We start from the raw sequence: 22,033 nt of genomic DNA, 5'->3' as shown, positions 1-22,033 counted from the left end.
TTGGCATGGCAGACCTTCCATTTCACGACCGTGCCGACTTCGAGGACGCCGACCGGGGCTTCATCGCCGCCCTCACCCCAGGCGTCGTCAAATCGGTGGACGGCGACGTCGTGTGGGACAACGACGCCTACGACTTCCTCAAGGAGGACTGCCCGCGGACCGCCCATCCCGGCCTGTGGCGGCAGGGCGCGCTCTGCGCCCGCCAGGGCCTGTACGAGGTCACCGACGGCATCTACCAGGTACGCGGCCTCGACCTGTCGAACATGACGCTGGCTGAGGGCGAGACCGGCGTCGTCGTCATCGACCCGCTGATCTCCACCGAGTGCGCCGCCGCCGCGCTCAAGCTCTACCGCGCCCACCGCGGCGACCGCCCGGTCACCGGCGTCGTCTACACCCACTCCCACGTGGACCACTTCGGCGGCGTGCGCGGGGTGACCGGCGGCGGCGTGCCGATCCTGGCCCCGGCCGGCTTCATGGAGCACGCGGTCACCGAGAACGTCTACGCGGGCCCCGCCATGGCCCGCCGCGCCGTCTACATGTACGGCCCCGCCCTGCCCCGCTCTCCGGAGGGCCAGGTCGGCGCCGGGCTCGGCATGACGGTCTCGACCGGCACGATGTCGCTCATCCCGCCGACCACGGAGGTCACGCGTACCGGTCAGGAGGAGGTCGTGGACGGCGTACGGATGATCTTCCAGCTCACGCCCGGCGCGGAGGCCCCCGCCGAGATGAACGTGTTCTTCCCCGGCCGCCGCGCCCTGTGCCTGGCCGAGAACGCCACCCACAACCAGCACAACATCCTGCCGCTGCGCGGCGCCCAGGTCCGCGACGCACGCGCCTGGGCCCGCTACCTCACCGAGGCACTCGCCCTGTTCCTCGACGGCACGGACGTCGCCTTCGCCTCCCACCACTGGCCGACCTGGGGCCGCGAGCGCATCGAGCGCTTCCTGTCGCAGCAGCGCGACCTGTACGCCTACCTGCACGACCAGACCCTGCGCCTGCTCAACAAGGGCCTGACGGCGGCCGAGATCGCCGAGGTCGTCCAGCTCCCGCCCGAGCTGGAGCAGGCATGGCACGCGCACGGCTTCTACGGCAGCGTCAGCCACAACGTCAAGGCCGTCTATCAGCGCTACCTCGGCTGGTTCGACGGCAACCCCGCCCACCTGTGGGAGCACCCGCCGAAGGACAGCGCGATCAGGTACGTCGAGTGCCTGGGCGGGGGCGCGGCCGTGGTGGCCTTCGCCCGCCGCTACATCGACGAGAACGACCTGCGCTTCGCCGCCCAGCTGCTCAACCACGCGGTCTTCGCCGACGAGGGCAACAAGGAGGCCCGCGACCTGCTGGCCGAGGTCTACACCCGGCTCGGCCACGGCGCCGAGAACGCCACCTGGCGCAACTTCTACCTGATGGGCGCGCTGGAGCTGGCCGACGGCATCGTCCCGGCCACGGCCGACCGCCCCGAGGCCGACTTCTTCGCCGCGCTCTCCGTGGAGCAGATCTTCGACTCGATCGCCATCAGGGTGGACGGGCCGCGCGCCTGGCACGAGCGGCTGACCATCGACTGGCACCTGACCGACCTCGGGCGGCGCTACCGTACGTCGCTGTCGAACGGCGCGTTCGTCCAGCAGCGCGACCCGGGCGACGACGGCGCCGCCGACCTCACCCTGCGGCTGACCAGGGCGCAGCTCGCCGGCCTGCTGTCGGGCAAGGGCGTGGAGGGCGTCGAGCGCGAGGGCGACACGAACGTGCTGCGCCGGCTGGTGGCCGTGCTCGACCACCCGGTGCCGGACTTCGCGATCGTGACCGCCTAGCGCCCCAGCTCGGCGCGCAGCGCCCTGCAGGCGAGCGCGAGCAGCGTCACGACGGCCGCGGCCACGCCCGGCCCGACCAGCAGCGGCAGGGTCAGCTCACCGGCGTGCCAGGCCGCCGCGATGATCGCCGACGAGGTCAGCACCGACACGCCGAACATCGCCGCCCACAGCGGCAGCACGTGCAGGTACGCGAACAGCAGCGGGAACGCCAGCCACACGAACGGCGGCGCCGCCACGGCCAGCACCGCCCACCCGGCGCTCACGAGCCCGAGCCACACCGCCCTGGCCGGGCCCGGGGTGGCGGGCGCGGCGGCGTAGAGGAGGCCGAGCAGCACCCCGCCCGACGCGACCGCCAGGCGGTCCTGCTGCCACGTGGTGACCACGGCGACCGCCAGCACGCCGAGCCCCGTCGCGTGCACCGCCCAGGTGAGCAGCCGGTACGGAACGTTCATCGTCACGCACCAAGCGTAACCGCCCGGGTCAGCTCCGCACGTGGGTGCGCAGCCGCGGCACCGCCGACAGCGCGAAGTACAGGATCCCGGCCAGCACCAGCGCGATCACCACGCCGATGTTCGCCGACCCGAACGTGCCGCCCTCCAGCTCCGCGCTCATGAGGAAGCCGACCACGTTCGCGATGTTCGGGTCGGCCGAGGTGATCAGCCCGAGCCCGACGATCGACGCCACGACCAGCGACAGCAGCCCCGCCCAGTTGAGCGCGGGCGCGCCGGCCCGCAGCAGCCGCTCGTCGTAGCCCCGGCCGCCGGCCCGCAGCCGCCACATGTCCACCAGGAAGATCGCGGCCCAGGCCGCCATCACCACGCCCACGATCGCGAGGAACGCCTGGAAGGTGGCCAGGAAGCTGGTGGAGACGAACAGCAGGTAGTAGCCGCCGAGCACCATGAGCAGCCCGTCGATCAGCACCGCGTAGTGGCGCCTGATCGGCACGCCGAGCGCCAGCATCGACAGCCCCGACGAGTAGATGTCCATGATCGCCCCGGCCAGGAACCCGCCGATCGCGGTCAGCAGGTACGGCAGCAGGAACCACGTCGGCAGCGCCGCCGCCAGCGCCGCCACCGGGTTGGCGCCCGCCTCCTCGGCCAGCTTCGGGTCACCGCCCGCCAGCAGCACGCCGAACACCAGCAGCACCATCGGCGGCAGCGCGCCCCCGAGCGTCGTCCACAGGGTCACCGAGCGCGGGGACGAGGTGGCGGGCAGGTAGCGGGAGTAGTCGGCGCCGCAGTTGACCCAGCCGAGCCCGAGCAGCGTCATGGCGAAGATGACGCCGCCCACCCAGCCGCCGGGACCGGCCGTGGTCTCCAGCGAGACGCCGAGGTTGGGGGCCATGAGCACCATGTAGACGACGGTGAGCACGACGAACACGTACGTCAGGTAGCGCTGGACGACCATGATCATCGCGTGGCCGTACACGCCGACCGCGATCACCACGACGGCGGCGACGACGAAGCAGATCGCGGTGGTCGTCGTCTCCGGGATGCCGGGCGCGACGCGGCCGAGGATCTCGGCCCCGCTCTGCGCGGCGAGCGTGACCAGCACGATCTCCCAGCCGACGTTCGAGATGTAGGAGAACAGGGTCGGCAGCTTGTTGCCGTGGTAGCCGAACGGCGCCCGCCCGAGCGTCATCGTCGGCACGCCGGACCGCGCCCCGCCCACCGCGACCAGCCCGACCAGCAGGAACGACAGCACGTAGCCCACGGCGCCGGTGATGATCGCGGGCACCACGCCGAGCTGCAGCCCGACGATGTAGACACCGAACGCCACCCCGAACAGCGACAGGTTCGAGCCCGCCCAGGGCCAGAACAGGTCGCGCGGCCTGCCGCGCCGCTCGCCTTCGGGGACGGCGTTGATGCCGTTCTGCTCGACCTCCATCGTGCTCATGATCGGACGGTACTCGTCAGGGGGCATTCCGGGCAAAGAAAATCCTGGTGGGCGATATCTCCGCTTTCCCGGGGAATCATCCAGCTCGGTTTCCGGCGGAGGAGGTGATCGGCGCGTTCGGCTCCGACCCGCGACGGCGCGCCCTGGCCGTATGCCTGACCTCCGCCTTCATGACGGGGCTCGACGTGAGCATCGTCAACGTCGCGCTGCCGTCGATCCGCGAGGCCCTGCACGCCGGCGACGACGCCCTGCAGTGGACGGTGTCCGGCTACGCCCTCACCTTCGGCCTGTTCCTCATCCCCGCCGGGCGGCTGGGCGACGCCAGGAGCCGGCGCACGATCTTCCTGTGGGGCGTCACGCTGTTCACCCTCTCCAGCGCGTTCTGCGGCCTCGCCTGGCAGATGCCCGTCCTGATCGTCTCCCGGCTCGTCCAGGGCATGGCGGCCGGGCTGCTGAACCCGCAGGTGTCCGGGCTGATCCAGCAGATGTTCCGGGGCTCGGAGCGAGGCCGCGCGTTCGGGGCGCTCGGCGCCACCATCGGCGTCTCCACCGCCGCCGGACCGCTCATCGGCGGCGCGCTGGTCAGCGTCTTCGGGCCCGAGCTGGGCTGGCGGTGGGTGTTCCTGGTGAATGTGCCGATCGGGCTGGCGCTGCTGCCGCTGGCCTGGCGGGTGCTGCCGCGCCCCGACGTCGATGAGCGCCGGCGCGAGAGCATGGACCCGGTCGGCGTGCTGCTTCTCGGCGTCGGCGTCGCCGGGCTGCTGGTGCCCGCCATCCAGCGGCACCGCTGGGACGCTCAGGTCTCCACGCTGATCGCCGTGTCCGCGCTGGTCGTGCTGGCCGCCTTCGTGGCCTGGGAACGCCGCTATCCGCGCGAGCCGCTGGTCAACCTGGAGCTCTTCCGCAAGCGGTCGTACCGGCTGGGCACCGCCATCGCGCTGTTCTACTTCTCCGGCTTCACCGGCATCTTCTTCATCTTCACCCTCTACCTGCAGAGCGGCCACGGCTACAGCGCGCTGCTCGCCGGGCTCGCGATCACGCCGTTCGCGCTCGGCTCCGCCTCGGCCGCCGTGCTCGGCGGGCACCTCGTCTCCCGGATGGGGCGGCGGCTGACGGCGATCGGGCTGTGCATGGTGATCGCCGGGCTCATCGCCACGATGATCGCCACCGCGCTCGTCCCAGGGCCGCGTACGGGCCTCGCGACCGCCCTGCCGCTGCTGCTCGCGGGCCTCGGCAGCGGCCTGGTCATCTCGCCCAACCAGGCCATCACGCTCTCCGAGGTGCCGCCCGCGGGCGGCGGCAGCGCGGCCGGCGTCCTGCAGACCGGGCAGCGGCTCGGCTCGGCCATCGGCATCGCGGCGGCCGGCTCGACCTTCTTCGGCTCGCTGGGCGACGGCTGGGCGAGCGCGTTCCGCCACGGACTGATCGTCGTGGTGTCGTCGATCGGCGTCGCGCTGCTCGCCGCGCTGTACGACCTGATGCGCAGCCGCCGTGACGCTCACTGAGCGTGTCTATCGGAGAAGTGTTCGCAGGTTAGGGAGAACGTCAACGGAGGGTAAAGTCACGGACAGTGACGTGGGAGGGTGGGATGGGATGACAGTCCGGCTGGTGCCGCTGGTTCCGCGCTCGATCAGAACCCCGGGCAGGACCCCGGGCGGCACACCAGGTGCGCTGCGCGCGCTCCCGCGCTCGATCCGGGCGCGGCTGACCACGATCGCGACGCTGGCCGCCGCCGCCGTCTTCACCACCGGGGTCGTGCTCGCGCTCGCCGACCCGCGGCGGGCGCTGCTGTGGACGTCGCTCGGCGCGCCGCTCGTCCTGCTGGCCGTCGGCGGGCTCACCTGGAGCGCGGTCAGGTCCGCGCTGCGCCCGGTCGAGCGCATCCGCGCCGAGCTGGCCGAGATCACCGGGCAGGACCTGAGCAGGCGGGTGACCGTACCTGACACAGGGGACGAGATCGCCGGGCTGGCGGTCACCACCAACCACACCCTCGACCGGCTCGAACGCTCCGCCGAGACCCAGCGCCGCTTCGTCGCCGACGCCTCCCACGAGCTGCGCAGCCCCATCTCCGCGTTGCGCGCCCAGCTGGAGGTCGCGGGCAGCTACCCCGACGAGACGGACTGGCCGGTCACCTGCGCCCGCGCGCTCGCCGCCGCCGACCGGCTGACCTGCATCATCGACGAATTGCTCATGCTGGCCAAGCTCGACGCGGGCGCCGTCACGCGGCGCCGCGTGGTGGACCTGTGCGGCGTCGCGGAGGAGCAGGTACGCCGCCGCGAGGGCGCCCGCGTGCCCGTGCACCTGCGGCTCAGCGGCCCCGCCCCGGTGCTCGGCTCGCCCGTGCAGCTCGACCGCCTGCTGACGAACCTGCTCGACAACGCCACCAGGCACGCCGCCACCCGCATCGACGTCTCCGTGGCCGTGCGCGGGAACGAGGTGGTGGTGACCGTCACCGACGACGGCGACGGCATCGCGCCGCAGGACCGCGAGCGGGTCTTCGAGCGCTTCACCCGGCTGGAGAGCGCCAGGGCCAAGGACAGCGGCGGCTCCGGGCTGGGGCTGCCGCTGTCCAGGGAGATCGCGGTGGCCCACGGCGGCACGCTGACCGCCGCCGACCACCGCCCCGGCGCCCGCTTCGTCGCCGTCCTGCCCCTGCACACCGCCTAGCTGGTCACTGCACCACCGTGATGCGGTCGGTGGCCGGCGGGGCGATCGGGTTGTCCCTGCCGAGGTGGTCGACGAAGGCGTCGACGTCCAGCGGCCCGCTCCACAGGTCCGTGCCCTCGGTGAAGCCGAGGAACGCGTCGCCGCCGCCCACCAGGAAGTTGTTCGCGGCCACCCGGATCGTCTGGGCGTCCGTCACCGGCTGGCCGTCGATCGTCATGCCAGACACCTTCGAGCCCCACGGCGCGCTCTGGCTGTAGGTGTAGGTGAAGTTCGCCGAAGGCTGCAGGATCTTGGTGAACGCCTGGTTGTTGGGGCCGCCGGTGAACTGCTGCTCCAGCACCGTCTTCAGCTGTGCTCCGGTCAGCGTGACGACCTGCATGAGGTTGTTGAACGGCTGCGTGGTGAACGCCTCGCCGTACGTCACGACCCCGTCGCCCTCACCGGCCGGCGAGCCCGCGTACGTGAGGGGCGCCCGCACCCCGCCCGGGTTCATCAGCGCGATCTGCGCGTTGCCGCCCTCCCGCGTGGCGGCGAGCTGGGCGTCGGCGATGAGGTTGCCGAGCGGCGTCTCACCGGACGGCGCCGCGGCCGTCGTGATGTCGGCGCTGATCGTGCCGACCGCCCGGTTCGCGACCGGGGCCACGCGGTCCTTCCAGGTCTGGACGAACGCCGAGATCTCGGGGTCGGGCGTCACCGTACGCGTCACCACGTGGTTGTCGGCCACGACGGAGGCCCGGTCGATGTCCCGCGTCTTGACGTTCACCTTCATGTCGACCTGGGTGATGACCCGCCCGAACGAGCCGCCCTGCGAGAAGAGCCGGTCCTTGCCCGCCGGGTCCTTCACCTTGCACACGTACGCCTGGTGGGAGTGGCCGCTGAGCACGATGTCGATCTCGGGGTCCACCTGGGTGGCGATGCGGTTGCCCGCGCTGGGGACCGCGCTGCACGCGTCGGGCGACTGCCCCGCGTTCACCTGGTCGCCCTCGTGCACCAGCACGACCTGGGCCTTCACGCCGACCAGCTTGAGCAGCTTGGAGGCGACGTTCGCGGCCTTGACCTCGTCCACGAACGTGAGGTCCTTGATGCCCTCCGTCGTGACGATGCTCGGGGTCGTCTGCGTGACCAGGCCGATGAAGCCGATCGGCACGCCGTTCATGATCTTGATGCTGACCGGCGGGAGCGCGGGCACGCCCCAGTCGGACAGCAGCTTCTTGATCTTCGAGCTGTGCGCGCCGCCGAGCGCGGCCAGCGCGTCGGTCTTCTCGTGCTTGTTCTTGAACAGCACGTTCGCGCCGACGTAGTCGAACGCGGCGCCTTTCCACTTGCCGGCGGGCGAGCAGCCGTCCACGGGGTGGCAGCCGCCCTTCATGATGCGGCGCAGCTCCGTGTAGCCCTCGTCGAACTCGTGGTTGCCGACCGCGGCCACCTTGAGCCCGAGCTTGCCCATGAACTCGACCGACGGCTCGTCGTGGTAGGCGGCCGAGATCAGCGGCGTGGCCCCGATGAGGTCGCCCTGGGCGACGGCGATCGTGTTCCTGTCGCGCAGGGCCTTCATGTGCGTGGCGACGTAGGCCGCGCCGCCGGCGTCGACCGTGTTGCCCTGCTCGTCCACCATGCGGCCTGAGGACCCGGTGGGAGGTTCGAGATTGCCGTGGAAGTCGTTGAGCGCCAGGAGCCGGACGGGAACCGTCCTGGGCGCCTTGCTCGCGTTCGCCGGGATGGTGGCCATCAGCACCGCACCCGAGGCGACGGCTCCGGCGAGCGCCAGCCGGAGGAAGGAACCAGACGTCATGGCCCAAGACGTTACGGCGGGAAGCTATGCAACCAATGTCGCAAAGGTAACGATTTGCCGGGGTGCCTGATGGCGTTATTTGCCAGTCGTACGCCTAGAGTTCGTTCTGTGAACGTGCGCGTGGATATCCGGCAAAGGCTCGCTGACCAGGAGATCGCCGACGTAGTCGGCTTGGTGGAGGCCGCGACGGAGGCCGACGGCGTCCGTCCGCTCAACGAACACGTCATGCTGCACCTGAGATACGGCGGCGACCCGCAGGCCCGCTCGCTCCTCCTCTACGCCGGCGACGCGCTCGCCGGCTACGCCCACGTCGATCCCACCGACGAGGTCGAGGGGCCGAGCGCCGAGCTGGTCGTCCACCCCCAACACCGCCGCCGAGGCCACGGCGCCCGCCTGCTGCGCGCCGTCATGGACGCCGCCGGCGGCCGCCCCCGCCTGTGGGCCCACGGCGACCACGCGGGCGCGGCCGCGCTCGCCGCCGCCTTCGGCTTCGACCGCGTCCGCTCCCTGTGGCAAATGCGCCGCCCCCTGGCGGAACCGCTGCCGCCGGCGACGCTGCCGGTCGGCGTGGAGCTGCGGACGTTCGTCCCAGGGCAGGACGAGGAGGAATGGCTCAAGGTGAACGCCGCCGCCTTCGCCCACCACCCGGAACAGGGCGCCTGGACGATGGACGACCTGCTGCGGCGCGAGCAGGAGCCCTGGTTCGACCCCGAGGGCTTCTTCCTCGCCCAGCGCGGCGACCGCCTCGCCGGCTTCCACTGGACGAAGGTGCACGGCTCGTCCGAGCACGGGCACGACCCGCTGGGCGAGGTCTACGTCGTCGGCGTCGACCCCTCCCAGCAGGGCACCGGTCTCGGCAAGGCGCTCACCCTGGCCGGGCTCGAACACCTGCGCTCGCGCGGTCTCGCCCAGGCGATGCTGTACGTGGACGAGACCAACACGGCGGCGATCCGCCTCTACGAGGGCCTCGGTTTCACCCGCTATGACGTCGATGTCATGTACGCGCCCCCGCAGTAGGGGTCTTTCCGGGGGTCAGCCCTCCACGATGGCGTGCAGGACGAAGTAGGACACGGCGGCCACGATGGCCGCGGCCGGGATGGTGAGGATCCACGCGGTCACGATGTTGCCCGCGACGCCCCACCGCACCGCGCTGAGCCGCTTGGTGGCCCCCACACCCATGATCGCCGTGGTGATGGTGTGGGTGGTGGAGATGGGGGCGCCGAAGCCGATGGCCGCGCCGTACAGGACGGTCGCCGCCGCCGACTCGGCCGCGAAACCCTGCGGCGGGTCCAGCGCGATGATGCGCCGGCCCAGGGTCCGCATGATGCGCCAGCCGCCCGCGTACGTGCCGAGGGAGATCGCCCCCGCCGCGGAGAGGATGACCCACTGCGGGATCGGGTCGGACGGCTGGGCGAACCCGCCGACGGTGAGCGCCAGGAAGATGACGCCCATCGTCTTCTGCGCGTCCTGCAGGCCGTGGCCGAGCGCCATCGCCGCGGCCGAGACGGTCTGCGCGTACCGGAAGCCCCTGTTGGTCTTGCCGGGTTGCCCGTTGCGGAAGATCCAGTAGATTGCGATCATGATCGCGGCGGCCAGACTGAACCCGATCACCGGCGACAGCACCATCGGGATGACGACCTTCTCCACGACGCCGTCCCAGTGCACGACGCTGGCGGAGGCCAGCGCCGAGCCCACCAGGCCGCCGATGAGCGCGTGACTGGAGGAGGACGGCAGGCCGAAATACCAGGTGATGAGGTTCCAGACGATCGCGCCTATCAGCGCGGCCGCCACGATCACCAGGCCGTGCGAGCCGTCGGGGGCGTCGATGATGCCTTTTCCGACGGTCTGCGCGACCTGGGTGCCGAGATGGGCGCCGATGAAGTTCATCGCCGCCGCCATGAACAGCGCGGCCCTGGGGGTCAGGGCCCGGGTCGATACGGAGGTCGCGATCGCGTTCGCCGCGTCGTGGAACCCGTTGGTGTAGTCGAAGGCCAACGCGATGACGACCACGCCGATGACGAGGCCAAGCGTGAGGTCCACTGCCGGGCCTAGCTTTCCTTGACCGCGATCGACTCGACGGTGTTGGCGACGTGCTCGAAGGCGTCGGCCGCCTCCTCGAGGGCGTCGACGACCTCCTTCATCTTCATCACGGTCAGCGCGTCGTACTCGCCGCTGAACAGCTTGGCCAGCAGCCGCCGGTAGACCTGGTCACCCTGGTTCTCCAGGCGGTTGACCTCGATCCAGTACTCGTTCAGGTTCTTCATCGAACGCAGGCGCGGCATGGCCTCGGCCGTCAGCTCCGCCGCCCGCTCCAGCACCTCGACCTGCCGGACGACGTCCTTCGGGAGATGGTCGATCTGGTAGAGGACGATCAGGTCGGAGGCCGCCTCCATGGCGTCCATCACGTCGTCGAGGTTCGAGGCGAGCCGGTAGATGTCCTCGCGGTCGAACGGAGTGATGAAGCTCTCGTTGAGCCGGTTCATGATCGCGTGAGTGCGTTCGTCACCGGCGTGCTCGCAGGCGCGCATCTTCTCGGCCAGGGCCTCCCTGTCCGAGCCGTCACTGATGATCTCCACCAGTAGCCGGGATGCCGTGACCAGGTTGTTCGCCGAGTCGGCGAACAGGTCGTAGTAGCTGTCCTCACGTGGCGTGAGACGCAGGCGCACGTCGTTCTCCAGATGTGCGGGGATGGTCCGTGGAAGAGTATGGCTTACCAGGCGAAATGCGAACTTCATGTCCCCTTCGCCTACTGGCTACCCGGTGTTCGTCCCACAACACCGGTGTAGCAGGTGGTTTCGGGGGCATTCGTGCAGCTCGGACCGGCGTTGCGACCGCTCAGAACGCCTTCATGATGGCTTCTCGACCCCTGCTGTTCACCTACCTGTTCCTCTACTGTTCACCTGTTGTTCACCTGAAGTCAGATCTTGGTCCGGTGGAAGTTCTGGAACGACCGCGACGGGGTCGGGCCACGCTGACCCTGGTACCGCGAACCGTACTTGTCGGACCCGTACGGGTGCTCCGCCGGCGAGCTCAACCGGAACACACAGAGCTGCCCGATCTTCATCCCCGGCCACAACTTGATCGGCAACGTCGCCACGTTCGACAACTCCAGCGTCACATGCCCGCTGAACCCGGGATCGATGAACCCCGCCGTCGAATGCGTCAGCAACCCCAGCCGGCCCAGCGAACTCTTGCCCTCCAGCCGCGACGCCAGATCATCCGGCAGGCTGACGACCTCGTACGTGGAGGCCAGCACGAACTCACCCGGATGCAGGATGAACGGCTCGTCCCCCCGGGGCTCCACCATCCGCGTCAGATCCGGCTGCTCCTCCGACGGATCGATGTGGGGGTAGCGATGGTTCTCGAACACCCGGAAAAATCGGTCAAGCCGGACGTCGATGCTGGACGGCTGAAGCATCTCCAGATCGAACGGATCCAGCGACAGACGCCCGGCGTCGATCTCGGCCAGGATGTCACGGTCAGATAGCAGCACGGTGAGCAACTTACCGGTCGTGGACCGACGTGCGGGCTCGGGGATTGCTGTTGTGGCCCAAGTTTCCGCTAGAGTAGGGGCGCGACGTTCGGTCGTACGCGGGTGTAGTTCAATGGCAGAACATCAGCTTCCCAAGCTGACAGCGCGGGTTCGATTCCCGTCACCCGCTCTCATAGGGAAGGCCCAGGTGGACCGATGGATTCGGTACCTGGGCTTTGGTGGTTCCTAGGGCTGTTGATCTCTGCGTGCCATTAGGTGGAGAGGTGTCCTTGGTCGAGCACTGCTGCGAGTCGATGGTTCGCCAGGTGACTTGGAAGTGTGATCAGCATCCGGACCCGTCCGACTGTCCAGACATGCTCATCGGCCGCGTCCAAGATCGTGGTGTATGAGATTCAACCACTCTGCGATCTAAATCCTATTTAAGCAGCAATAGCACTATTAGTCACATTAGTCTCAATAGCGTCCTCGTGTGCCTTCCTCCCGGCAGCCTTGCGGCATTCGGCGAGGACTTCCAGGCCGAGGTAGCGCCGGCCTTCGGTCCATTCGTCGTGCTGTTCGGCCAGGACGGCGCCGACCAGCCGGACGATCGCGTCGCGGTGGGGGAAGATGCCGACCACGTCGGTGCGGCGGCGGATCTCCTTGTTCAGCCGCTCCTGCGGGTTGTTGGACCAGATCTGCCGCCACACGGTCTTGGGGTAGGCGGCGAAGGCGAGGATGTCCTCGCGTGCCTCGTCCAGATGCTCGGCCGCCTTGGGGTACTTGCCCTCCAGCGCCTGGACGACCTGGCGGTGCTGGGCCCGCACCGAGGCGGCGTCGGGCTGCTCGAAGACGGTGCGCAGCATCGTCGACACCCACGGCTGGGCGTTCTTCGGAACACGGGTCGCCAAATTGCGCGCGTAGTGCGCGCGGCACCGCTGCCAGGAGGCGCCGGGCAGGGTGGAGGCGATCGCGTCACGCAGCCCGGCATGGCAGTCGGAGATCACCAGGCTGACGCCGGACAGCCCGCGGGCGACCAGACCGCGCAGGAACGCCAGCCAGCCGGCCCCGTCCTCCGACGACACCACGTCGATGCCGAGGATCTCGCGGTGCCCGTCGGCGTTGACGCCGGTCGCCACCAGCGCGTGCACGTTGACCGTCCGGCCGCCCTCCCTCACCTTCTGCGTGAGCGCGTCGATCCACACGAACGTATACGACCCGGCATCCAACGGCCGGTTACGGAACTCGCTCACCATCTGATCCAGCTCCCGGGCCATCACGCTGACCTGCGATTTCGACAGCCGGGTCACTCCGAGCTGCTCGGCCAGCCGCTCCACCCGCCGGGTCGAGACGCCCAGCAGGTAGGAGGTGGCCACCACCGAGGCCAGCGCCCGCTCGGCCCGCCGCTGCCGCTCCAGCAGCCACTCCGGGTAATACGAACCTTGCCGCAGCTTCGGGATGGCCAGCTCCACCGTCCCGGCGCGGGTGTCCCACTCGCGCCGCCGGTAGCCGTTGCGCGAGTTGACGCGCTGCTCGGACACCTCGCCGTAGCCGGCCCCGCAGCGCTGCTCGACCTCGGCGTCCATCATCATCTGCGCCATCCGCGCGACCATCTCGCGCAGCACATCGGGCGACGCCGCGGCGAGGGTCTCGTCGAACCACTCACCCTGAGCAGGCAGAATGTCTTTAGCGGCCACTTCTCGTTCTCCTTCTTGCCTTCGACAGCTGTGAAGGATCGCGGAGTGGCCGCCCCCATGTCACATCGATCTTCCCTCGCGGGCATCAAGGTGACGAACGGGTTCAAAACCGTACACCACTCCCGTGGACGCTAACTGCTCATCAGGTTCAACGAGCAGTTCGTCGAGTACAGCTTGCTCATCCACGATGGCGGCAGCTCCTCCATCATCATCTCGTTCTGTCCCTGGTGCGGGACACGCCTTCCCGAATCTCAGCGGGACCGGTGGTTCGATGCGCTCGAAGCACTGGGAATCGAGCCGGGAGATGACGAGATCCCGGTCGAATATCAAGATGGACGCTGGCTGCAGTCCTGATCTCGCACGGCGCGAAGCGGGTCGCATTCACCTCACCGTCGTCAGGGCGGCCGGGCCGTCGTCGTCATCCGCGTCGCTCTGGGCGTTGTCTTCTCTCTTCTGATGCCCGATGAGGTGCTTGTCGATGGCCTCGGTGATCAGCTTGTCGGCTCCCCGGACTGCATGCTGGTAGATCATCGCGGCTCGGACGTTGTCGTGTCCCATGCGTGCCATGAGGTCCTTGAGGCCCGCTCCCGAGTCCGCCGCGATCATGTTGCCCGTGTGACGGAGATCATGGAAGTGCAGCCCCGGAACGCCGATCTCCCGTACAGCCTCCGCTCGCCCCATCGCAGGCTCGCGAAGGTGGCCAGGAGCACGAAGGCTCTGTAGCGCCGATCGTGTGTGCAGTCGGCCTGCCCGGTGTCGATCATTCGCCACAGCGCCCGCTCGGCTTCCACTCGCGTCGGGAAGACCTCCGGGTAGGTCCGCATCTCGCCATGCCGCTGGAACCGGATGCGGTGCCCCTCACCTCTCTTGAGCCCTCGAATGCTGCCCACCGGGCGGCGCCCAACCTTGTCCGCCAGCTCGAAGACCTGCCCGACGGAGAGGACCGGTCGCTCTTCGGCGTGCTCGTCGCCGGCCCCGCGGATTCGGCACGGGTTGCGGGAGATGATCCGGTCATCCTCGGCCGCCGTCATGAGCACGGCACGGAGGAGGCGGTACGCCTTGGCCGCCATGCTGACCGAGACGCCCTTGCCGAGCAGAGCCGCCCGCCACTGCCGAATCATTGCGGTGGAGAGCTTGCCGAGCGAGACGTTGCCGAGGTACGGCGTGATGTGCTTCTTGAGCAGCCAGCCATAGAGGTCGATCGTCCTCGGCCGAAGCCCGGGACGCTGGTCGATCCAGGTTGCCGAATACTCTGCGAGCTTGACCTTGGCCCGCTCAGGGTCGGTCCACGTCCCGGCGAGGATCTTTCCCTCGATCAGGGTCCGGCCGTCCGGTCCGGGATAGCGGATCTGGAACCGCCCTGAGGGCAGCTTGCGGATGTTGCCGAAACGGCGGTGGTTCTCCTTGTTCGCCATCAGGCGGCCCTCCCGGTTGCGTCGCAGGTCGTCATGGGCGCGACGGTCCCGGCGACGACGAAGGCGATCAGTGCGGACTCTCGGATGCGGACGTGCCGCCCGACCTTGACGAACTCGATCCGGCGTTCGGCGATCAGTCGGCGGACGAAGCGAACCGAGGTGCTGAGCAGTTCGGCCGCTTCCGGGACGGTGAACAGTTGGTCCAAGATCTCCTCCGCTCAGGCTGCCTGCGGAGTTGCCGAAAGTTCTTCGAGGCGTCTCAGGTGGGCCCGCCATCGCTGCCGTTCGGCGATGGACCTGAGGAGCCGGACGCCGATCGGAGCGACCTCGGGATCGCCCGGCCTGACCGGTTGCCAGACGTAGCGGTGTGGGTCGGTCGGTTCGTCGGCCTGGCCGAGCGCTTCCAGGACCCAGGTGCGGCGGTCCTGCTTGTGTTCGGCGAGCGTCTTGTTGCTCCACTTCCGGGAGACGAGGACCCGGCGACCGGCGTAGCCGAGGTGTTCGGGCTTGTGAGCCTTGGACCGGCAGCGGCCGGGAACCATCCCCGGCTTGGCGTTCTTGGGCTGCACGCCGTACCGGAGCCAGTTCGGGCGGGTCGGCGAGCACGGCTCGTAGCGCAGGGCATCGACGAAGCGGGCCGCGTGCTCCCGCTGCGCCTGGTCGTCCAAGGTCTCGCCGAGGCTCTTCGTCAGGTACTTGGACAGGTACCGGATGCACTGGTCGGCGTCCGGCGACCCGGCGAGCACACCCTTCACGTCCATCTGATCGCCGAAGCGGATCACGTGCATGGGCTCGTCGCCGAGCTGGTCGAGCGCTTCGTCCCAGGTGGGCAGGACCTCGCCCGTGTCGGGATCCACGTAGCCGTCGTTCCATATGGGCAGGTGGTCGCCCTCGAAACGGACTTCATCCGCCTGAGGCCACCAGACTCGGTGATAGGTGGCCGCCGCGATCTGCTTCATCTCGGTGCGCGGCAAGGTGCCCCGGATGGCCATATGCAGGTGTGGAGCGAGCCGCTTCTGAGACTCCACCGTGGCGAAGTACTGCACGTCGTAGCCAGCGACGCGGCGAAGGTTCTGCACGAACCGGTCCACGAGCTTGGAGAAGTGCAGCGCGTCACGAGCCGTCCGAACGTAGTCATACGTGGCCGGATCGACGGGAGCGCCGTTCATGACCTTGCCGTAGCTCGGCAGGGTGAGCGTGACGAACAGAGAAGGCCGGTAGGTCTTGCCGTTCGCCGCCTCGAAGGTCCGGCCCAGGATTGTGCTGGCCATCTTTCGCTTGGGCAGGTCGGGCGCGTCCTGGCGGCGCTTGGTGGAGCGGACGCGCTTGGACCGCGTACGACCGAGCACGTCGCCAGCTCAAGCGTCTGCTCGACTCCGGCACGCGCATCCGCTGCCTCTTCCTCGACCCGAAGGGCCAAGCGATCCGCGCCCGCGAAGCAGAAGAGGGCTACACCGACAGCACCCTGACGACCCTCACAGCGCTCAACATCAGCATGCTGACCAGGTTGCGCGATCGACTCGACACCACATCGGCCCAGCGCCTTGAGCTCCACCCCTACGGCGAGACGATCCGATTCAACTTGCTCATCGTGGACCGGGCGTTGTGCGTGGTCCAGCCGTACCTCCCGCAGGCGCGGAGTCGATTCACCTACCTTTGTAATCACAGACAACACCGCCGAAGAGGGCTGTTCCCCATTTTCGACCAGGTGCTAAGGGGATATGTGGGAGCGGAGCAAACCCGTATGACCATCGACGCCCGGACCCTTCTCCCTATCGCTGAGCGCGCCGTGTCGATCGCCAGTGAGATCATCCGTACCAAGGCTCCCGGCGTCGTCACGGCGAAGGGTGACCGGGATATGGCGACAGAGGTGGACTACGCCGTTGAGCATGCCGTGCGGGAGTTCTTGTCCCGCGAGAGTCCTGAGATTGGATTCCTTGGCGAGGAGGAAGGCGTCAGCCACCTGGGCGACGGCCTGATGTGGGCGCTGGACCCCGTGGACGGAACTGCCAACTTCCTGCACGGCATCCCGCTCTGCGGCGTCTCTCTGGGCCTGGTCGACAAGGACACGCCCACACTCGGAGTGATCGACCTGCCGTTCCTCAACCTCCGCTACTCGGCGGCCGAAGGTGCTGGCGCTGTCGTCAACGGCTCCGAGATCCGCGTCAGCGATGCCCGCGAGCTGCAGAGCGCGATCGTGGCGATCGGCGACTACGCCGTAGGGGAGAACGCCGACGAGCGCAACCGGCCGCGTCTCGCCCTGACTGAAGAACTCGCCGGACGTGTCCAGCGCATCCGGATGTTCGGCTCGGCCGCGATCGATCTGGCGTGGGTTGCGGACGGCAGGATCGACGCGAACATCATGCTCAGCAACAACCCCTGGGACACCGCAGCAGGGGTCATCATCGCCCGAGAGGCCGGAGCGACGGTGGTCGATCTCGACGGAAGCCCACACAGCATGACCGCCCACGCGACCATCGCCGCAAGCCCCAAGCTCGTGGCCGACCTCGTGGAACTCATTGCCGAGGCCCGTAAGGCCGGGGTGTTCGACCGGGTGTTCGACCGGATGTCTGGTCTCACTTGATGCTTGACGCTTTGGCATCGGATGATGCTTGACACTCCTAGCCGATCTTTCGCTTCTTAGTATGCGCCTGGGACTTGATCCGGGTGATCTCCTGGGTGGTGGTTCGAGGCACGACGCGGATGGGTTCGCCGTTGTCGTGGACGGTGATGTGGGTGTCGTCCACGGTCACGTCCAGGATCTTGCGGGCGTGGACCCGTCCGACCTGGATCTTCTGTCCGACGACCTGGAAGTGGCCGCGGCTGCAGACCACACGCTGGACGGTGACGGGCCCGGCAGGGGAGGTGGGCGGTGGTCCGGCGGCGCGGGCGTTGCGCAGGGTGACGCACTCGGCGAGCGGGAGGGGGCAGGGCACGGCGCGCAGCAGCTGGCGGTCTTCATCCATGACGCGGGCGGTGATGCCGTCCAGGCGCACGGTGACGCGCCGGCCGGCCAGGTGGGCGCCGATGCACAAGGCGCGGCTGGCCAGGCTGATGGTGCCGATGGAGCTGACCTGCCGGTCGATCTCGACGGCGCTGGCCTCGATCGGCGGTTCGGGAACGGGGTCGTCGGCTGCCGGGCGGGCTTGCCCGGAGGCGAGCAGCGCGGCCAGGTCTTTGACGGTCAGCCGGGAGGCCACGCTCTTGAGCCTGCCACCGCCGGTGGTGAACACGTGCAGCCGCTGCGTGCTGATCCACACGGTGATCGGCAGGCCCGCCCGGTCAGGTCCGAGCCAGAGCTGCTGGCCACCGATCGACAGGTTCCCCGAGGCGGGCACGATCCGATCGACCTCGATCGCCTGGCGCGACAGCGGATCGATCGAGGTCCTCAGGACGGGCGCAGGACGTTCAGGCTGATCACCGTGGTCGCCAGCCGGGATCGGGACAGTCGCAGGCGCAGCTTCAGGAGCGGAAGCGGTCACCGTGGTCAGAGCGGCGGGCAGCTGCAGCGGTAGTTCCCGCTCAGCCCGGCGCTGTCCGTCGCTGCGCTCGGCGAAGAACCGGTCGGCGGGGAAGGCCATGTCCAGCGCCTGGTGCGGGCGGGCGGTGTTGTAATGCTTCACGAACGCGTCCGTCTCGGCCTGGGCGGCCTCGATCGAGGCGAACGGCAGCGCCTCATCCAGCCATTCGCGGCGCACGCTCTGATGGAACCGTTCGATCTTCCCCGTCGTGGTCGGGGTCCTGGGGGCGGTGTGACGCAGCTTGATGCCGTTCTCCCGGCACACCCGCTCGAACAGCACCTCACCCGCCTTCGGCCCGCCGAACCGGCCGGTGAACTGCTTACCGTTGTCCGTCAGCACCTCCAACGGCACCCCGTAGCCACGCATCGCCTCGGCGAACGCCGCACACACCATCCGCCCGGTCGGCCGCGCCACCACTGAGGCGATCACACAGAACCGCGAGTGATCGTCCACCCCGGTGATCAGCTTGGCCTCACTGCCGTCGGCCAGCAGCAGCCCGCCCATGATGTCCATCTGCCACAACTGCATCGGCCCCGGCCGCTCCCACCGCCGGTAATCCTCACGCCTGCGCCGCCGCGCAACAGGGTCGACCAGCCCGTTGCGCACCAGCACCCGATAGATGCTCGCCCGCGACGGCAACAACTCCACCCCGCGCCGGCCCAGCTCCCACAACAGGGTGCGCGGCCCCCACCGCGGATGCGCCCGCCGCAGCTCACAGATCAACGCCTCGATAACCGCCGGTGTCTGCATCGGATGCGCCTTGGGCGCATGCGACCGGTCGGCCAGCCCCGCCAGGCCACCGTCTTGATATCGGCGCACCCAGGCATGCACCGACTGCCGCGACACCCCATACCGTCCGGCCACATCGGTGACCTTCGCCCCCGACAACACCTCGATCACCGCGTGATAGCGCTGCTCCACGACACTCAACTCCACCAATGCCACCCGAGCCTCCCCCGAAGCGCCGATAACGCCACGAGCAGGCACAGATAACGATCAAGGTGTCAAGCATCAAGCGAGGCCAGAGTGTCAACCATCAAGCGAGACAGGACAGGGTGTTCGACCGGAAGATTGCCGAATAGCTCTTGTAGGTATCAAGCGGCGGCGCGGCGCGCCGGCGTACCAGGCCCTCCACCGCCTCGCCGGCCGCGCATGCGGCCTGGGGGCCGGTCCCGGCCGGCGGCGGCCCGGGCCGTAGCCGCCCCACACCCCGCCGCAGCCAAACGAGCCCGCCGACCTGAGCGCCACGCTGCCGCCATATTGCCCACGAAGAGCCTCATACTGGCGCCATGGCGACCATGACAGCCAGACTCGACCGACTGCGAGCCGTCGAAAACGGCCGACCCGCACACCTGCATAAGTTCTACCGACGCAACGAGCGGTTCCTCATCTTCGGCGCTAAACGACACCAGTACCGCAACACTCCGCTCAACCCCACCTCGGTCCAAGCTCTAGAAGACGATCTCGGTGTCCCATTACCGCCCGCATACCGGGAGTTCCTCCTCCAGCTCGGCCCCGGAGCGGGCCCGTACTACGGCATCTGGGGACCTGAGGAGATCGAAGCAGAAACCGAGGGCGATCCTGCCAAACCCTTCCCGTTCACCCGTCGCGACGCCGAGCAGATCTACAACGCCTGGTATGCATGGGTCCACAATCCAAAGCCCACCTCTGGTGGCGGCCCCAGCATCCAAGCCCCCGGCCCCACACCCGGCTGCATCTTCATCGGCACCCAGGGTTGCTCGGGTGTCACCGCGTTGGTAACCGCAGGAGAGTTGATGGGCACGGTGTGGGATGTCTGGCTCGACGCAAGCGCCTGGCGACCAGCCAAGACCGCCCCCGCCAGCTTGGAGAGCGAGCTCTACGACCTGACCACACCCATATATCTCGGTCCTGCGCCAACCTTCGACGCTTGGTACGAGGCATGGCTCACACGCGCCGAAGCCGAGCTGTCACCCCCAGGACGAACCTCATGAGCGGTTCCGCAGCATCATCATCATGTAACCCCCGCTGCGCATGACAACCTCTAGGTCAAGAACCAAGCCCTTGCCTCCGGCGGGCCTCAGGCTCCGGGATGATCACTACTCAACGGCTGAGGTTCGTAGGTTGCTGAGGTGGAAGCTGATCATCCCGTCCGCCATCGACCCGGGACGAGCCGAGCAGACCGGGGCCACGGATACCAGATCGTTCGTCCGGTAGGGCGCTCCATCTGGTACCCGTGGCCCCGGCCCGCTTCCCCTTCGGGCGGGTCGACGGCAGACGGGATGATCAGATGGACGGCGTGCGCGCGTCGCGCAGAAGAACACCAGGTGGCGGGCTGATCGCCGGGCCATTAGGAGGGGTGACGGGGGGTCAACCACGGTCACTCAGGACCGGTCTTCCGCCCAGGTCAGCACCTCAGTGGGCCGTGATCGATGCAGTTCCCAAGCTGACAGCGCGGGTTCGATTCCCGTCACCCGCTCCAATCCTTTTCCGGGGCCTCACTGCATGGCCTTCCACATAAAGCGCTTCGCGCATGGGTGTTCCAGTCCGTGTCTCCCAGGGGACTTCGCCCCCTTCGACCCCCCTGAAAACCACGCTCGCTGCGCTCGCCCTCGGCCCCGCCCGTTGCCTGGTTACACGGTGGGCTGGCGGATGCCCGCCCCCGAACGGGCCTCGCTGACGCTCTGCTCAGGCATTCCACCATGCATCGCATGCTGCCGAGATGCTCGCCGGTGTCCCGCACCCGCCCACACCCATCCCGACGGGGGATGGAACGCCTCACGGTATGCGGCCACCCAGCAAAGACTGCAGGCCAGCATCCCCGAGAACGAAGCAGGACGATAATCAGGCCACGACGCCCCGAACAACTCGTTCAGCTCCACCTCCCCGAGCGCGGGGCCCACCTCCAACCTGATTTGGTTCTCTGGAGCCTGGTCGCTCATCGCCATGCCGAGCAGGGCGCCATAGATGCCTCCGGCGGGGGCACTCCGGCTCCGGGATGATCACGCGGACGGCGTATGCGCGTTGCGCTCCCACTCGACCTCGTCGTATTCGTCGATCCACACTTCGGCGCCGACCTCCCCCAGGAGTTTGATCACGGGGGCATCCAACATGAAGCACAGAGCACCAACTCCTGGCCCGAGCAGGTCACGCGTAAGGTGCAGTTCGATCGTTGCCCCCACCCTGGCCAGTGAACCGAGCTCGTCCGCAAGCCCAAGAAGAGGATCAGTCACTGCCCTGATGAGCTCTTCCAGCGAGGCCTCGTTGCCGTGAGCAGATGCTTCGAGTTCCCAATCGCCAGTATGGGTGACGGTCACGTCCACGGACGTGGTGTATGAATCGATCTTCGAGTGATCCTGTTTTTGCAGGTTAAGCGGTAAGTGTCTGTGGAAGCGGGTTCTGGGCCGGTGTGTCGCCGGTGACCAGCCGGACGCGGGCTTTGGCCAGGATGTCCAGGCCCATGTAGCGGCGGGCTTCGGTCCATTCGTCGGTCTGCTCGGCCAGCACCGCGCCGACCAGCCGGATGATCGAGAGCCGGTCGGGGAAGATACCGACCACGTCGGTGCGGCGGCGGATCTCCTTGTTCAGCCGTTCCTGCGGGTTGTTGGACCAGATCTGGCGCCAGGTTTCACGGGGGAAGGCGGCGAAGGCGAGCAGGTCCTCGCGGGCGGCGTCCAGGTGCTCACAGGCGGCTGGGTACTTGGCTTCCAGGGCGTCGATGACCCAGGCGTGCTGGGTGCGCACCTGCTCGGCGGTGGGCTGGTCGAAGATGGTGCGCACCAGGGTGGC

The 22,033-nt window shown here is 68.5% G+C and carries 20 protein-coding genes, 1 tRNA gene and 2 pseudogenes; 8 read left to right on the top strand and 15 right to left on the bottom strand.

What is annotated here, in order from left to right; all coding sequences use genetic code 11:
- Window positions 1-5: 5 nt before the first annotated feature.
- A complete protein-coding gene (locus AB0K28_RS27070) occupies window positions 6-1,808 on the top strand; it encodes an alkyl sulfatase dimerization domain-containing protein (RefSeq protein WP_364375310.1) in 1,803 nt (600 codons plus the stop codon).
- Here AB0K28_RS27070 and AB0K28_RS27065 read toward each other — a convergent pair.
- Complete coding sequence (locus AB0K28_RS27065; protein WP_345394988.1) at window positions 1,805-2,266, bottom strand: hypothetical protein; 462 nt, start codon at window positions 2,264-2,266, stop codon at window positions 1,805-1,807. The genes AB0K28_RS27070 and AB0K28_RS27065 overlap by 4 nt on opposite strands.
- 22 nt (window positions 2,267-2,288) lie before the next feature.
- Entirely contained in the window at window positions 2,289-3,704 is a 1,416-nt protein-coding gene (locus tag AB0K28_RS27060; RefSeq protein WP_364375307.1) for a cytosine permease, read from the bottom strand.
- Between the two features lie 104 nt (window positions 3,705-3,808).
- Here AB0K28_RS27060 and AB0K28_RS27055 point away from each other — a divergent pair, with 104 nt between their 5' ends.
- The gene (locus tag AB0K28_RS27055) at window positions 3,809-5,209 is read left to right on the top strand and encodes an MFS transporter (RefSeq protein WP_364375304.1); all 1,401 of its coding nucleotides are present in this window, start codon (window positions 3,809-3,811) and stop codon (window positions 5,207-5,209) included.
- Between the two features lie 88 nt (window positions 5,210-5,297).
- Entirely contained in the window at window positions 5,298-6,371 is a 1,074-nt protein-coding gene (locus AB0K28_RS27050; RefSeq protein ID WP_364375301.1) for a HAMP domain-containing sensor histidine kinase, read from the top strand.
- A 4-nt stretch (window positions 6,372-6,375) separates the two neighbouring features.
- On the opposite strand, the gene AB0K28_RS27045 is transcribed toward AB0K28_RS27050, so the two are convergent.
- Window positions 6,376-8,163, bottom strand: a complete 1,788-nt coding sequence (locus AB0K28_RS27045) for a bifunctional metallophosphatase/5'-nucleotidase (RefSeq protein WP_345395006.1) — start codon at window positions 8,161-8,163, stop codon at window positions 6,376-6,378.
- 108 nt (window positions 8,164-8,271) lie between these two features.
- On the opposite strand from AB0K28_RS27045, the gene mshD reads away from it, so the two are divergent.
- Complete coding sequence (gene mshD, locus AB0K28_RS27040; RefSeq protein ID WP_364375298.1) at window positions 8,272-9,180, top strand: mycothiol synthase; 909 nt, start codon at window positions 8,272-8,274, stop codon at window positions 9,178-9,180.
- 15 nt (window positions 9,181-9,195) lie between these two features.
- Here the strand turns inward: mshD and AB0K28_RS27035 are convergent, their stop codons facing one another.
- The 3 genes from AB0K28_RS27035 to dcd all read right to left on the bottom strand — a co-directional run bounded on the left by AB0K28_RS27035 (window position 9,196) and on the right by dcd (window position 11,656).
- Complete coding sequence (locus AB0K28_RS27035; RefSeq protein ID WP_364375295.1) at window positions 9,196-10,203, bottom strand: inorganic phosphate transporter; 1,008 nt, start codon at window positions 10,201-10,203, stop codon at window positions 9,196-9,198.
- An 8-nt stretch (window positions 10,204-10,211) separates the two neighbouring features.
- Window positions 10,212-10,829: a DUF47 family protein gene (locus AB0K28_RS27030; RefSeq protein ID WP_106243913.1), complete on the bottom strand. Its 618-nt coding sequence runs from the start codon at window positions 10,827-10,829 to the stop codon at window positions 10,212-10,214.
- A 251-nt stretch (window positions 10,830-11,080) separates the two neighbouring features.
- Window positions 11,081-11,656: a dCTP deaminase gene (gene dcd / locus AB0K28_RS27025; RefSeq protein WP_364375826.1), complete on the bottom strand. Its 576-nt coding sequence runs from the start codon at window positions 11,654-11,656 to the stop codon at window positions 11,081-11,083.
- A 98-nt stretch (window positions 11,657-11,754) separates the two neighbouring features.
- On the opposite strand from dcd, the gene AB0K28_RS27020 reads away from it, so the two are divergent.
- Window positions 11,755-11,825, top strand: a tRNA-Gly gene (locus tag AB0K28_RS27020).
- 250 nt (window positions 11,826-12,075) lie between these two features.
- On the opposite strand, the gene AB0K28_RS27015 is transcribed toward AB0K28_RS27020, so the two are convergent.
- The 6 genes and pseudogenes from AB0K28_RS27015 to AB0K28_RS26990 all read right to left on the bottom strand — a co-directional run.
- Window positions 12,076-13,314 (bottom strand): IS256 family transposase, encoded by a 1,239-nt coding sequence (locus AB0K28_RS27015; RefSeq protein ID WP_364375823.1) that lies wholly within the window; start codon window positions 13,312-13,314, stop codon window positions 12,076-12,078.
- A 75-nt stretch (window positions 13,315-13,389) separates the two neighbouring features.
- Window positions 13,390-13,515 (bottom strand): hypothetical protein, encoded by a 126-nt coding sequence (locus tag AB0K28_RS27010; RefSeq protein WP_364375292.1) that lies wholly within the window; start codon window positions 13,513-13,515, stop codon window positions 13,390-13,392.
- Window positions 13,516-13,710: 195 nt separating this feature from the next.
- Window positions 13,711-13,935, bottom strand: a complete 225-nt coding sequence (locus tag AB0K28_RS27005) for a hypothetical protein (RefSeq protein ID WP_345395012.1) — start codon at window positions 13,933-13,935, stop codon at window positions 13,711-13,713.
- Window positions 13,932-14,744: an N-terminal phage integrase SAM-like domain-containing protein gene (locus AB0K28_RS27000; RefSeq protein ID WP_345395015.1), complete on the bottom strand. Its 813-nt coding sequence runs from the start codon at window positions 14,742-14,744 to the stop codon at window positions 13,932-13,934. Before AB0K28_RS27000 ends, AB0K28_RS27005 begins: the two co-directional genes overlap by 4 nt.
- The gene (locus AB0K28_RS26995) at window positions 14,744-14,950 is read right to left on the bottom strand and encodes a helix-turn-helix domain-containing protein (protein WP_345395018.1); all 207 of its coding nucleotides are present in this window, start codon (window positions 14,948-14,950) and stop codon (window positions 14,744-14,746) included. The genes AB0K28_RS27000 and AB0K28_RS26995 overlap by 1 nt, the downstream gene beginning before the upstream one ends.
- 12 nt (window positions 14,951-14,962) lie before the next feature.
- Window positions 14,963-16,078 (bottom strand): annotated as a pseudogene (locus AB0K28_RS26990) (replication initiator); the annotation flags it as partial.
- Here AB0K28_RS26990 and AB0K28_RS26985 point away from each other — a divergent pair.
- Together AB0K28_RS26985 and AB0K28_RS26980 are read left to right on the top strand one after the other, a co-directional pair.
- Window positions 16,003-16,329: pseudogene (locus AB0K28_RS26985) on the top strand (DUF5919 domain-containing protein); the annotation flags it as partial. The pseudogenes AB0K28_RS26990 and AB0K28_RS26985 sit on opposite strands and share 76 nt — an antisense overlap.
- 159 nt (window positions 16,330-16,488) lie before the next feature.
- Window positions 16,489-17,328 carry an inositol monophosphatase family protein gene (locus AB0K28_RS26980; protein WP_364375820.1) on the top strand — a complete coding sequence of 280 codons (840 nt, stop codon included), beginning with the start codon at window positions 16,489-16,491 and terminating at the stop codon, window positions 17,326-17,328.
- Window positions 17,329-17,365: 37 nt separating this feature from the next.
- Here the strand turns inward: AB0K28_RS26980 and AB0K28_RS26975 are convergent, their stop codons facing one another.
- The gene (locus AB0K28_RS26975; protein WP_364375817.1) at window positions 17,366-19,195 is read right to left on the bottom strand and encodes an IS481 family transposase; all 1,830 of its coding nucleotides are present in this window, start codon (window positions 19,193-19,195) and stop codon (window positions 17,366-17,368) included.
- Between the two features lie 359 nt (window positions 19,196-19,554).
- Here AB0K28_RS26975 and AB0K28_RS26970 point away from each other — a divergent pair, with 359 nt between their 5' ends.
- Complete coding sequence (locus tag AB0K28_RS26970) at window positions 19,555-20,238, top strand: SMI1/KNR4 family protein (RefSeq protein ID WP_364375287.1); 684 nt, start codon at window positions 19,555-19,557, stop codon at window positions 20,236-20,238.
- 1,008 nt (window positions 20,239-21,246) lie between these two features.
- Here the strand turns inward: AB0K28_RS26970 and AB0K28_RS26965 are convergent.
- Together AB0K28_RS26965 and AB0K28_RS26960 are read right to left on the bottom strand one after the other, a co-directional pair.
- Entirely contained in the window at window positions 21,247-21,567 is a 321-nt protein-coding gene (locus AB0K28_RS26965) for a hypothetical protein (protein WP_364375284.1), read from the bottom strand.
- Between the two features lie 46 nt (window positions 21,568-21,613).
- Window positions 21,614-22,033 (bottom strand): transposase (locus AB0K28_RS26960; RefSeq protein ID WP_364375281.1); only part of this gene is annotated, 420 nt, incomplete at its 5' end.

Source organism: Nonomuraea sp. NPDC049504, from assembly GCF_040676845.1.
Classification (GTDB): domain Bacteria; phylum Actinomycetota; class Actinomycetes; order Streptosporangiales; family Streptosporangiaceae; genus Nonomuraea; species Nonomuraea salmonea.
Note: the sequence above shows the minus strand (reverse complement) of the source record. Positions and strands in the feature narration are given on the sequence as shown.

Coding starts and splice junctions, on each gene's coding strand:
- AB0K28_RS27070 (WP_364375310.1), top strand. CDS start 6: ATGGCAGACCTTCCATTTCACGACCGTGCCGACTTCGAGGACGCCGAC.
- AB0K28_RS27060 (WP_364375307.1), bottom strand. CDS start 3,704: ATGAGCACGATGGAGGTCGAGCAGAACGGCATCAACGCCGTCCCCGAA.
- AB0K28_RS27050 (WP_364375301.1), top strand. CDS start 5,298: ATGACAGTCCGGCTGGTGCCGCTGGTTCCGCGCTCGATCAGAACCCCG.
- AB0K28_RS27045 (WP_345395006.1), bottom strand. CDS start 8,163: ATGACGTCTGGTTCCTTCCTCCGGCTGGCGCTCGCCGGAGCCGTCGCC.
- AB0K28_RS27005 (WP_345395012.1), bottom strand. CDS start 13,935: ATGATCGCGGCGGACTCGGGAGCGGGCCTCAAGGACCTCATGGCACGC.
- AB0K28_RS27000 (WP_345395015.1), bottom strand. CDS start 14,744: ATGGCGAACAAGGAGAACCACCGCCGTTTCGGCAACATCCGCAAGCTG.
- AB0K28_RS26980 (WP_364375820.1), top strand. CDS start 16,489: ATGACCATCGACGCCCGGACCCTTCTCCCTATCGCTGAGCGCGCCGTG.
- AB0K28_RS26970 (WP_364375287.1), top strand. CDS start 19,555: ATGGCGACCATGACAGCCAGACTCGACCGACTGCGAGCCGTCGAAAAC.